The 12,069-nt window shown below is 63.1% G+C and carries 11 protein-coding genes; 4 read left to right on the forward strand and 7 right to left on the reverse strand.

The genetic code is table 11. The features are described 5' to 3' along the window. The first annotated feature begins 107 nt into the window (after window positions 1-107). A complete protein-coding gene (locus J0O65_RS02370; RefSeq protein ID WP_215403767.1) occupies window positions 108-1,736 on the forward strand; it encodes an NAD(P)/FAD-dependent oxidoreductase in 1,629 nt (542 codons plus the stop codon). 8 nt (window positions 1,737-1,744) lie between these two features. Here the strand turns inward: J0O65_RS02370 and J0O65_RS02375 are convergent, their stop codons facing one another. The 6 genes from J0O65_RS02375 to glnA all read right to left on the reverse strand — a co-directional run bounded on the left by J0O65_RS02375 (window position 1,745) and on the right by glnA (window position 9,073). Beyond that, on the reverse strand, window positions 1,745-3,118 hold the full coding sequence (locus J0O65_RS02375) for a GAF domain-containing sensor histidine kinase (protein ID WP_215403769.1): 1,374 nt from the start codon (window positions 3,116-3,118) through the stop codon (window positions 1,745-1,747). Between the two features lie 134 nt (window positions 3,119-3,252). Continuing rightward, entirely contained in the window at window positions 3,253-4,218 is a 966-nt protein-coding gene (gene corA, locus J0O65_RS02380) for a magnesium/cobalt transporter CorA (protein ID WP_131688820.1), read from the reverse strand. A 139-nt stretch (window positions 4,219-4,357) separates the two neighbouring features. After that, window positions 4,358-5,848, reverse strand: coding sequence for a nitrogen regulation protein NR(I) (gene ntrC, locus J0O65_RS02385; protein ID WP_215403771.1), 1,491 nt, complete (start codon window positions 5,846-5,848; stop codon window positions 4,358-4,360). Between the two features lie 48 nt (window positions 5,849-5,896). Next, a complete protein-coding gene (gene glnL / locus J0O65_RS02390; protein ID WP_215403773.1) occupies window positions 5,897-6,985 on the reverse strand; it encodes a nitrogen regulation protein NR(II) in 1,089 nt (362 codons plus the stop codon). Between the two features lie 5 nt (window positions 6,986-6,990). Next, window positions 6,991-7,500 carry a DUF4124 domain-containing protein gene (locus J0O65_RS02395; RefSeq protein ID WP_353056147.1) on the reverse strand — a complete coding sequence of 170 codons (510 nt, stop codon included), beginning with the start codon at window positions 7,498-7,500 and terminating at the stop codon, window positions 6,991-6,993. Between the two features lie 157 nt (window positions 7,501-7,657). After that, window positions 7,658-9,073, reverse strand: coding sequence for a type I glutamate--ammonia ligase (gene glnA, locus J0O65_RS02400; RefSeq protein ID WP_070219258.1), 1,416 nt, complete (start codon window positions 9,071-9,073; stop codon window positions 7,658-7,660). A 384-nt stretch (window positions 9,074-9,457) separates the two neighbouring features. On the opposite strand from glnA, the gene J0O65_RS02405 reads away from it, so the two are divergent. The 3 genes from J0O65_RS02405 to J0O65_RS02415 all read left to right on the forward strand — a co-directional run bounded on the left by J0O65_RS02405 (window position 9,458) and on the right by J0O65_RS02415 (window position 10,708). Then, complete coding sequence (locus J0O65_RS02405; RefSeq protein ID WP_215403775.1) at window positions 9,458-9,919, forward strand: rhodanese-like domain-containing protein; 462 nt, start codon at window positions 9,458-9,460, stop codon at window positions 9,917-9,919. A gap of 157 nt (window positions 9,920-10,076) precedes the next feature. After that, entirely contained in the window at window positions 10,077-10,427 is a 351-nt protein-coding gene (locus tag J0O65_RS02410; protein ID WP_215403777.1) for a type II toxin-antitoxin system RelE/ParE family toxin, read from the forward strand. Then, window positions 10,424-10,708, forward strand: a complete 285-nt coding sequence (locus J0O65_RS02415; RefSeq protein WP_215403779.1) for an XRE family transcriptional regulator — start codon at window positions 10,424-10,426, stop codon at window positions 10,706-10,708. The genes J0O65_RS02410 and J0O65_RS02415 overlap by 4 nt, the downstream gene beginning before the upstream one ends. Window positions 10,709-10,712: 4 nt before the next feature. Here the strand turns inward: J0O65_RS02415 and J0O65_RS02420 are convergent, their stop codons facing one another. Then, complete coding sequence (locus J0O65_RS02420) at window positions 10,713-12,065, reverse strand: TAXI family TRAP transporter solute-binding subunit (RefSeq protein WP_215403782.1); 1,353 nt, start codon at window positions 12,063-12,065, stop codon at window positions 10,713-10,715. Window positions 12,066-12,069 lie beyond the last annotated feature (4 nt).

Genomic DNA, 12,069 nt, shown 5'->3' on the forward strand with positions numbered 1-12,069 from the left:
ATGGCCCGCAACCGGACATGCGGGTAAAATAGCGCCTTGGTACCCTCACGCGGCACCGCACACTCTCCGCTAGATACGGAGCCCGGCAATTTTTAAACATACACACCATGTTGCGACTCAACGAAGTAAAACTCCCCCTCGAACACGACGAAGCGGCCCTGCCGGCCGCCATCCTGGCACGCCTCGGCATCGCCGCCGATGAGCTTCTCGGCTTTACCGTCTTCAAGCGCAGCTATGACGCGCGCAAACGCAGCGCCGTGGTGTTGATTTACTCCCTGCATGTTGAAGTCAAGAACGAAGCGGCCGTGCTGGCGCGCCTGGGTCACGATATCCACCTGATGCCTGCGCCCGACACCGACTATAAATTCGTCGCCGGCGGCCAACAGCTGGCCGGCCACACCAATGAGCCGCGTCCCATCGTCATCGGCACGGGCCCGTGCGGCCTGTTCGTGGCGCTGATCCTGGCGCAGATGGGCTTGCGCCCCCTCATCCTGGAACGGGGCAAGCAGGTGCGCGAGCGCACGGTCGACACCTTCGGCTTCTGGCGCAAGCGCGAGCTCAATCCCGAGTCGAACGTGCAGTTCGGCGAAGGTGGCGCCGGCACCTTCTCGGACGGCAAGCTGTACAGCCAGATCAAGGATCCCAAGCATTACGGCCGCAAGGTGTTGACGGAATTCGTCAAGGCGGGTGCGCCTGAGGAAATCATGTATGTGAGCAAGCCGCACATCGGTACCTTCCGCCTGGTCAAGATGGTGGAAGAAATGCGCGCGAACATCGAACGGCTGGGCGGCGAATACCGCTTCAGCAGCAAAGTGGTCGATCTCGACATCGAGCCAGGTGCCGACGGCGGCCAGGTGCGCGGCGTGGTGCTGGACAACGGTGAAACCATCGCCAGCAACCACGTCGTGCTGGCCATCGGCCACAGCGCGCGCGACACCTTCGAGATGCTGCACCGCCGCGGCGTATACATCGAAGCGAAACCGTTCTCGATCGGCTTCCGCGTGGAGCACCCGCAATCGCTGATCGACAGCTGCCGCTTCGGCCCCAGCGCCGGCCACCCGATCCTGGGCGCGGCCGACTACAAGCTGGTGCACCACGCCAGCAATGGCCGCTCCGTCTACAGTTTCTGCATGTGCCCGGGCGGCACGGTGGTGGCGGCCGCCTCGGAACCGGGCCGTCTGGTGACGAACGGCATGAGCCAGTACTCGCGCAACGAACGCAACGCCAACAGCGCCATCGTCGTCGGCATCACGCCGGCCGACTACCCGGGCGACCCGCTGGCCGGCGTCGCCCTGCAGCGCGAGTTGGAAGAGCGCGCGTTTGCCCTGGGCGGCGGCAACTACGATGCTCCAGGGCAATTGGTCGGCGACTTCGTCGCGGGCCGCGCCTCGACGGAATTTGGCAGCGTGGTGCCATCGTACAAGCCGGCCGTGCACCTGACGGACCTGGCGCCGTCCCTGCCCGAATACGCGATCACGGCGCTGCGCGAAGCGTTCCCGGCATTCAACAAGCAGATCAAGGGTTACTACAAGGCCGACGCCGTGCTGACGGGCGTGGAAACGCGCACCTCGTCGCCGATCCGCATCAAGCGCCGCGACGACGACCTGCAAAGCCTGAACACGCGCGGCCTGTTCCCCGCCGGCGAAGGCGCCGGCTATGCGGGCGGCATCCTGTCGGCGGCCGTCGACGGCATCAAGGTGGCCGAGGCGGTGGCGCTGTCGATGGCCGCGCGCTAAGCCAGCGTTCAAGCTGCCAGCGGCAGCCTGATCTGTATATGACAGCCGGGCGTGCTGTCGATGGCGCACACCTGGCCGCCCAGTTGCTGCACGATCGTATAGACGATGTGCATGCCCAGGCCGGAGCCGCCCTGGCCCCGCTTGGTGGTGAAAAACGGTTCAAACATGTGTTCGCGCACGGCCGGCGCCAGGCCGATGCCGTCGTCGGAAAAATCGAGCAGCAGCCAGCGCGCGGCCGCGTCGGTGTCGTCCGCCTCGATGCGCGCGCGTATCGTGATGCGCCCCGGCCCGCCCTGCGGATAGCCGTGGCGGGCGCTGTTCATCAGCAAGTTCGAGAGGATTTGCGACAGCTTGCCGGCCGCCAGGCGCACCTGGCAATCGGGGGCGATGTCGAGTTCCACGCCCAGCGCCGCCTTGCGCAGTTCCGGGCTGTGCGCCGACACCAGGCCGTGCACATAGTCGTGCAGCGCCAGGTCGGCCACGTATTCGCTGACCTGGTCCACGGCCAGTTGCTTGAAATTGCCGATCAGGTCGGCGGCGCGCGCCAGGTTGCGCTCGATCAGGGCGGCCGCGCCTTTGAGCGATTCGGCAATGTCGACCAGTTCGGCACGGCTGACCTTGGCGCCGCCCAGCAGCTGCACCAGCTGGTCGGCATAGCTGCCCATGCTCGATGCGGCCGTCAGCGCCACGCCGATGGGCGTGTTGACTTCATGCGAGACACCGGCCACCAGCGAACCGAGGGCCGCCATCTGTTCCTGCTCGATCAGGTTGGCCTGCGCCGCCAGCAGCGATTCGGTGCGCACGCGCACGATCTCTTCCAGCTGCTGCGTGCGCTCCTGGTGCTGCAGCTCGGCCGCGCCGCGGGCCGAGAAGATCGACAGCAGCAGCAAGGCCAGCAAGCGCTTGTTTTCATCGATGGGACGCGTGTCGATGGCCGACAGGATGCCCAGGGTCTTGCCATCGGTATCGATCAGCGGCATGCCGACATAGCTTTCCGCCTGCATGTCGACGAGGAGACTATCGTATGGAAAGCGACGCTGGATATCGCTGCCATGAAAACACATGCTTTGGCACGTCACGTCCTGGCAGGGCGTGTGTTGCAGGCTGTATTCGATATTCGGCTGGTAGCCATTGCCGCCCCACAGGGCCAGGGTGCGGATGCCTTCGCTGCCATCGTCCAGGCGCACCAGGCGCCCGGCGATCACATAGTGCACGTCGAGCGCTTCGGCCAGGTCCTTGACGAGGATGCGCAGGAAGTCGTCGCCGCGGGCGTGCGCCGTCGAAGCGGTAATCGAGCGCAGGGCCGCTTCCGCCAAGGTGCGCCGCTGCTCGGCATCGAACAGGGGTTCTTGCGAATTCACATCAAACAACGGAATACTCATGAATGCTCCTGCACGGCACCGGAAGCGCAGACACACCTGCCGGCGCGGCGACTCTCAGCCATGGCCCGCCCCAGCGGACCTGCCGCGATTGTACCCCTGGCTATTGTTTAATAATACAGATACACAGGAATTTTTTACAGCCAGCCGGAACGTTTGAACAAGTAATACATATAACCGCAGACACAACTCATCACTGCCACGGCGGCCGGATAGCCATAATGCCAGTCCAGCTCCGGCATGAACTTGAAGTTCATGCCCCAGATGCCGGCAAACGCGGTAAACACGGCGAAGATGGCGGCCCAGGCCGCCAATTGCTTGTTCACTTCGCTCTCGTCGATGGCCACCATCGACAGATTCACCTGGATGGCCGTGCTGATGGTGTCGCGGATGGTGTCGAGCGTGCCATTGATGCGCGCCAAATGGTCGTGCACGTCGCGGAAATACTCCTGGGTATCGTGGCACAGCGGCGGCACGCGCCCGCCGTGCAGCTTGCCCACCGCTTCCATCAGGGGCGCCACCACGTGGCGCAAGACCATGACCTTGCGTTTTAATTGATACAGCCGTTCGATATTGTCGCGCTCGGTGCCGCGGTCGAAGATGCGGTCCTCGATCAGTTCCAGCTCCGATTCGAGCGCGTCGAGTACGGGAAAGTAGCGGTCGACGACGGCGTCCATCAGCGCGTACAGCACGAAGGCCGAGCCCTGGCGCAGCAGGTGCGGTTCGCGCTCGGCGCGCGCGCGCACGCCCAGAAAACCTTGCGAGCTGTTGCTGCGCGACGAGAGCACATAATTGGCGCCGACAAAGATGTCGACCTCGCCCAGCACCAGTTCGTTCTCGACCATTTCCACGGTCTTCACGACGGCGAACAGGGAGTCGCCATATTCCTCGATCTTCGGACGCTGATGGCCCCGCTGCGCGTCTTCCACCGCCAGTTCGTGCAGGCAAAACTCGTGCTGCATCTGTTTCAGCTCGGCCGGCGTGGCGTCGAGCAGGGCCACCCAGACGAAACAGTCGGGGCGCTCGACGTAATCGCTGATATCGTCAATCGGCAAGTCGGCCAGTTTTTTGCCATCCTGGTAGGCCACGCAGTTAATCAGCATACAGTTCCACAATGAAAGTTAACACCGGACGAAACAGTCCGACAGGCGCCAGCTTACCTTATCGCCTGCTGTGGGTGTTGTGGCGTGCGAGGAACACCGCTAGAAAAAGCGGACGGGGGAGCCCCCGTCCGTCAAGGCGTCAATCGTCCTTGGCGCCGTCGATGCCCAGTTCGGATATCTTGCGGGTGATGGTGTTGCGGCCGATGCCCAGGCGCACGGCGGCATCGTTCTTGCGCCCGTGCGTATGCTTGAGCGCAGTCTTGATCAGGGCCGACTCGAATTGCCGTCCCAGCACGGCCATGACTTCCTGCTGCCCCGCGCCCAGCATGCCGGCCGCCTGCAATTCCAGTAAACCGATCCAGCCCGGCGGCGCGCCGTTGGCGGGCGCGGCCGCTTCGAACACCTGGCCGCCGTGCGCATGGGCAACGGCCGCCGGTGCAGCCTCGCTCGCCGCCGTGCTGGCCGCGCCATCGCCCTGCCCCTGCGTCAATTCAAGCGGCAAGTCCTTGATTTCCACCGTCTGGCCCGGCGCCATGACGGTGATCCAGTTGCACAGGTTTTCCAGCTGGCGCACGTTGCCAGGCAAATCGAGGCTGCTGAGGAACTGCATCGTCGGCTCGCTCATGCGCTTGGCTTCCACACCCAACTGGCGCGCGCTTTGCACCAGGAAGTGGCGCACCAGGATGGGGATATCCTCGCGCCGCTCCCGCAAACTGGGCAGGCGCAAGCGGATCACGTTCAGGCGGTGATACAAGTCTTCGCGGAACAGGCCGTCGCGCACGCGCTGTTCCAGGTTCTGGTGCGTGGCCGTAATGACGCGCACGTTCGCCTTCATGGGCTGATGCCCGCCGACGCGATAGAAATGGCCGTCGGACAGCACGCGCAGCAAACGCGTCTGCAGGTCGAACGGCATGTCGCCGATCTCGTCGAGGAACAAAGTGCCGTTCTCGGCCTGTTCGAAGCGGCCCCGGCGCGTCGTCTGGGCGCCCGTAAACGCCCCCCGTTCATGGCCGAACAGTTCCGATTCCAGCAGATCCTTGGGGATCGCCGCCGTGTTGAGGGCGATGAAGGGCTGCGCCGCGCGCGGGCTGTGCTTGTGCAGCGCGCGCGCCACCAATTCCTTGCCGGAACCGGATTCGCCCGTGATGAGCACCGTCACGTTCGATTGCGACAGGCGGCCGATGGCGCGGAAGACTTCCTGCATGGCCGGCGCCTGGCCGAGGATTTCCGGCGTTTCCGACGGCCCCGATTCGACGCTGGTCTCGCGCAGGCTCTCTTCCAGGGCGCGGCGGATCAGCTCGACAGCCTTGTCGATGTCGAACGGCTTGGCCAGGTATTCGAAGGCGCCGCCCTGGAAGGCCGCGACGGCCGAGTCGAGGTCGGAAAAGGCCGTGATGATGATGACCGGCAAGCCGGGAAAGCGCGACTTGACCGTCTGCAGCAATTCCAGGCCGGACGCGCCCGGCATGCGGATATCGGACACGAGCACTTGCGGCGTGTCAAATTCCAGTGCGGCGATGGCGTCGCGCGCATTGGCAAAACTCTTGGTGGCGAGATTTTCCCGCGCCAGGGCTTTTTCCAGCACCCAGCGGATTGATTCGTCGTCGTCAACTATCCAGATTGGCTTCATTAGTGTGTGCGTCCCGCAATGGATTTCATGGGTGGGATACTTCCTCGCTTATGGCAAGGGGAGAACGATCCTGAAATCGGTGTATCCAGGCCGGCTTTCGCATTCGATCACGCCCAGGTGCTGTTGCACGAAGGTTTGCGCCAAGGTCAGTCCCAGACCGCTGCCGCCTTCCCTGCCCGACACCAGCGGGTAGAAAATCCGGTCGCGGATCTGGGGTGCGATGCCCGGTCCATTGTCGATGATATGCAAGTCTAATGCCAGGTTGTAGCGGACCTTGGCCAGAGTCACCTGGCGCGCCACGCGCGTCTTGAAAATCAGCTCCGCATCGCCCGCCTCGATGCGCTCGGCCAGCGCCTGCGCCGCGTTGTGCGCGATGTTGAGCACGGTCTGTATCAATTGTTCCTTGTCGCCGCGAAACTCGGGGATCGAGGCGTCGTAATCGCGCGAAATGGTCAGACCGCTGGGAAATTCGGCCAGGATCAGGCTGCGCACCCGTTCGCACACTTCGTGGATATTCACGTCGCCCACGATGTGCGGGCGGCGGTGCGGCGCCAGCAGGCGATCGACCAGGGTCTGCAGGCGGTCCGCTTCCTTGATGATGACTTGCGTGTATTCGCGCAGCTCGCTCAGGTGCAGGGCCGGCAATTCCAGCTCCAGCAGCTGGGCCGCGCCGCGGATGCCGCCCAGCGGGTTCTTGATTTCATGCGCCAGGTTGCGGATCAGCTCCTTGTTGACCTGGCTCTGGTCGAGGATGCGCTCTTCTCGGTCGAGCTTTAACTGCTGCACGTTTTCGCGCAGCTCGATCAGCACGCCATCGCGCGGCGCGTCGAGCGCGCTGATGATGCTGTGCACGCGCAGCGGCTCGCGCCCCAGGCGCTCCAGCGTCAGGTCCTGGCGCAGGTCGGAAAATTTATGTTCGAGCGCCTGCGCGCAGATGCCGGCCAGTTCGTCGGGATTGAGGAACAACGCCGTCAGCTTTTGCCGCGACAGAGCTTTCAAGGAGCTTTCCAGCAGGTTTTCCGCCGCCGCGTTGGCATAGCCGATGCGGCCGTCGCCATCGAGCAGGATCACGGCCGAGGCCAGCAAATCAAGGCCGGCCAGGTGGGCGGGACGGCTGGAATGGTTATCTATTGTCATGTGCTTTACCGAATATTCGCGATCTCGCGTTTCAGGGCCTCGACGTTCTGCTGGGTCCGGTTGATATTCTCTTTCAACTGCGCCACTCTTTCCTGGTATTTCGCATAGTTGCGCTCATTGCCCAGGCGCTCAGGCTGGCCGCCATTCCATTCCAGGCGCTGCGCCGCCAGTTTCTGCTCTTCGCTGCGCAATTCATCCTGCAGGATCTGGCGCCGGTCCAGGTCGCGCGCGCGTTGCTCGGCGCCATCGACCTTGGGAAACGCGCCGGCGGCCGGCGCCGCCGTGGCCACCGCCTGCGTGGCGGGCCGGGCAGGCGCGCCGGCCAGCGGCGCCGTCCTGCGCGGCGGCTCCGTCATGGCCCCCGGCAAATCGAGCAGCTGGCAATGCGCGCCGGCGCGCTTGTCCGTGTAGGTCTTGTGTCCCTGCGCATCGGCGCAGACATACAGCTGTCCGTGCGCCTGCGCCGCCGCGCCCAGCAATCCTGCCATCAGCGCCATTCTGTAATGCTTGGTCAATCTTCACTCCTGTCGGCTCGTGCCGCATCGTTCCTGGGCCGACTATACAACACCGCACTCTCCCGGCCTTGGCGTGCTACATAAAAAAAACGCGGGCGAGACCATCGCCTCACCCGCGTTCTTTATTCACTACCGGCACATTGCCGGCGTGGCGCCATTACAGCGAGTAGTACATGTCGAACTCGGCAGGATGCGTGGTCATGCGCATACGCTGCACGTCCTGCATTTTCAGTTCCAGATAAGCGTCGATCATGGAATCGCTGAACACGCCGCCACGGGTCAGGAACTCGCGGTCCTTGTCCAGGGCTTCCAGTGCTTCTTCCAGCGAAGCGCACACGGTCGGGATCAGCGCGTCTTCTTCCGGCGGCAGATGGTACAGATCTTTCGAGGCGGCTTCGCCCGGATGGATCTTGTTGGCAACGCCGTCCAGGCCGGCCATCAGCAGTGCGGCGAAGCACAGGTACGGGTTCGCCAGTGGATCCGGGAAGCGCGCTTCGACGCGGCGGCCTTTTGGATTGGCCACGTGCGGGATACGGATCGAGGCGGAACGGTTCTTCGCCGAGTACGCCAGTTTCACCGGGGCTTCGTAGCCTGGTACCAGGCGCTTGTACGAGTTGGTGCCCGGGTTGGTGATCGCGTTCAGTGCCTTGGCGTGCTTGATGATGCCGCCGATGTAGTACAGGGCGAAATCGGACAGGCCGGCATAGCCGTCGCCGGCGAACAGGTTCTTGCCATCTTTCCATACGGATTGATGCACGTGCATGCCCGAACCGTTGTCGCCAACGATAGGTTTCGGCATGAAGGTGGCGGTCTTGCCATAGCTGTGCGCCACGTTCCACACCACGTATTTCAGGTTTTGCGTCCAGTCGGCGCGCTCGACCAGGGTCGAGAACTTGGTGCCGATTTCATTCTGGCCGGCGCCGGCGACTTCGTGATGATGCACCTCAACCGGAATGCCCAGAGACTCGAGGATCAGGCACATTTCCGAACGCATGTCCTGGAAGCTGTCCACGGGCGGCACGGGGAAGTAGCCGCCCTTGACGGTCGGACGGTGGCCGCTGTTGCCGCCTTCGATGTCCTTGCCGGTCGACCACGAACCTTCGTCGGAACCGATCTTGACGAAGCAGCCCGACATGTCGATCTTCCAGCGCACGCTGTCGAAGATGAAGAATTCCGGCTCAGGGCCGAAGTAGGCGGTGTCGCCCATGCCCGACGATTTCAGGTAGGCTTCGGCGCGTTTCGCGATCGAGCGCGGGTCGCGGTCGTAGCCCTTGCCGTCCGACGGTTCGATCACGTCGCACTGCATGAACAGGGTCGTTTCTTCCATGAACGGGTCGATATTGGCCGTGTTTGGATCCGGCAGCAAGATCATGTCGGACGCTTCGATGCCTTTCCAGCCAGCGATCGAAGAACCGTCAAAGGCGTGGCCCGATTCGAATTTGTCCATGTCGAAGTGCGACACGGGAACCGTTACGTGCTGCTCTTTACCACGGGTATCAGCAAAGCGGAAATCAACGAATTTGACTTCGTTTTCTTCTACCATCTTCAAGACTTCTGCGGCTGTCATTGCCATGCGTATCTCCTAAATGAATGTGGGGTGAGCCGACCTTAGTGCGTCTGGGCTGATGAAGCGAAGCAAACATTGCGTGCCACCAAAACTCATAAGGATCATAGCAGATTCCATGCCAGCTTCTGGACGGACGTGGCCGCCAAGGTCAAAACCCGGCCATCCCAGCGAAAGTTTTCCAGCCCGCGATTTTCACGCGCGTTTGCGTCAAATCAAGAATGCACCATGCAAGTGCAAAAAACGAATAATGCACCATTATCGTGCATTTTGTGCCGATTCCTGAAAAATGCCTCGTTGTGGTGCGTGCACCGTGCACCGTGGATTCCCGTTTGCGGGGCGCGGACGGCGCACTATAATCGTACACACCTGCCCACTTTCATCGAGGACGCCATGACCACCGCCGCCGACATCCTGACCACCGCCCGCAGCCGGGCCAATGAAGGTACGCCGTATGCCGGCGCCGTCACGCCGCAGGAAGCGTATGAGCTGCTGCAAGGCGATGCCGGCGTCAAGCTCATCGACGTGCGCACGAATGCCGAGCGCGACTGGGTGGGCCGGGTCGACATCGCCGATACCCAGCATGGCGCGGTGCAGTGGGCCACGTACCCGGGCGGCGTGCCGAATCCCGATTTCCTCGCGCAGCTGGCCGCCCAGGCCGGCAAGGACGAGGTGCTGCTGTTCCTGTGCCGTTCCGGCGTGCGTTCGCGCCATGCCGCCAAGCTGGCCACCGAGCACGGCTACATCAACTGCTTCGACATCCTCGAAGGCTTCGAAGGCGACAAGGACGCCGACGGCCACCGCAAGCAGATCGGCGGCTGGTGCAAGGCGGGCCTGCCCTGGCTGGGCGCCTGACGCTGGCCGCCTGACTATCTGAACCATGTTTGATCTGGCGGGCCATGCTGCGGCCCGCCATCGGCTACAACCATCCATGCGCGCGCGATTTTCTCCAGAGCGGCGCAGATTTACCTTGCGAACATGTACCTTATATAGTACAACGTAGAGGTGCGTCATGGATGCTTCCGGCTTGCGGCAAATTACCTTGCTGTTCTATGCGAACGACCATGGCGGCGAACCCGTGCGCGACTGGCTCAAGTCTTTACCCATCGAAGAGCGCCATGTGATCGGGCAAGACTTGATGCATGCGCAATGGCGCTGGCCCGTGGGCATGCCCCTGTGCCGTCACCTGGGGCAAGGCTTGTCAGAAGTGCGCAGCAGCTTGCCCGGCAACCGCATTGCACGCGTGCTGATCTGCCATCACGGCGATTGCCTGGTGGCACTGCACGGCTTTATCAAGAAAACCCGCGCCACGCCCTACGATGACCTGGCCATCGCCCGCAAACGCTTGAAGGAACTGACATGAACGCCACCGCTCCCCACCTCGGCAGCAGCCTCGACGACTTTTTAAAAGAAGAAGGTATCCTTGAGCAAACGCAAACCCGTGCCATCAAGGAAGTGATCGCCTGGCAACTGACGCAGGCGATGCAGGAACAATCGCTGTCGAAGACGCGCATGGCGGCCCTGCTGCAGACGAGCCGCTCGCAGCTCGACCGCCTGCTCGACCCTGACAGCGACGTCACGCTCTCCACCCTGGAGCGGGCCGCCGCGCTGGTGGGCCGCAAGCTGTCCGTCACCCTCGTCTAAGTCATCAGGCCGGCTCGCCCGCCTCGGCGGCAGGGTGCTCGCCCATCAGCGTCAGAATGCGCTTGCGCACGAAATTGATGTGGCTGCGCAAGCCATACAAGCCATCGGCAAACGACAGCGGTATCGAGATCTGGTTGACCATTTCCTCGATCTGGTCCAGCCGTTGCAATTGCGCCGCATACACTTGCGCGCGCTGCTCCTCCGGCACGTCTTCCAGGGCCTGCTCCACCGTGCGCAGCTGGCCATACCAGCGGTACACGCGCGAACGGATGCGCCATACGTACAGGGGCGGCACCACGCGCGACAGGGGCAGAATCAGGGCGCCGAGCGCCACCACCAGCACCCACATGCGGTCGAAGAAATTGGCCAGCCAGAAACTCATGTAGCGCTGCAGCACGGGTGCGCCATCCTTGTAGAATTTCAGCGCTTCCGGCGCGACGGGAATTTCCGTGTAGCGCGCGGACGGGAATTGTCCCTGCTGCTGGAACCAGCCCGTGCCGCCATGGATGCCGGCCGCCGCCTGCACGAACAGATCGACCAGGGCCGGATGCAAGTCTTCGCGCGCGACCAGGGTGGCCGTCGGCGCGATCAGGTGGTAATCCTGCGCGGGAATGTTTTTTCCCAGGTCGACGATGCCGCGCGGCAGCACCACGTGCGTGAGAAAGGGCAGGCGCCGCGTGTACGCTTCCGCCTGCGAAAAATCAAACAGCTTGATGCCCGGCGTTTGCAGCAGCATCTGGATCAGCGGCGCTTCCGGCGCCGAGCTGAACACGAGACCGTCGATGCGCCCTTCCAGCAGCTCCACCGTGGCGGGCGTGTTCTGCAAGTCGCTCACCGTCAGTTCGCTCGCTTCCACGCCATTTACGGACAGCAACTGCCGGAACAAGCTGGGCACGCCCGTGCCTTCCGGTCCCAGGTTGATCTTCATGCCCTTCAATTGCGTCAACTCCGTCACCGCCTTGTCTTCGCGCAGGAACAGCCAGACGGGTTCCGTAAATAAACTCCCCAGGGAAATCAGGCCATGGCGCTCGGCATCGGCGTGCTCCGTCGAGCCGCTTTGCACGAAAGCGATATCGGTCTTGCCGCTGTTTAATCGCTGCAGGTTTTCCTGCGAGCCCAGCGATGGCTGCAAGGTCACCTTGATGCCGTGCCTGGCCAGGGTGGCCGCGTATTTCTTGCCGAACTCTTCATACGCGCTATTGTCCTGTCCCGTCGACAAGCTCACCTGGCGCGGCGGCGCCGGGTCGACCAGCCAGTAGGCGAGCGCGCAGAACGCGCCCACCAGCAGCAGGGTGGGACCGGCGGTGGCGAGAAAATCGCGCACGGAAAAGCGGCTGAACGCGAGGATTTTGGACATGTGG

Source organism: Janthinobacterium sp. JC611 (genome assembly GCF_018682595.1).
Taxonomy (GTDB): Bacteria; Pseudomonadota; Gammaproteobacteria; order Burkholderiales; family Burkholderiaceae_D; genus Janthinobacterium.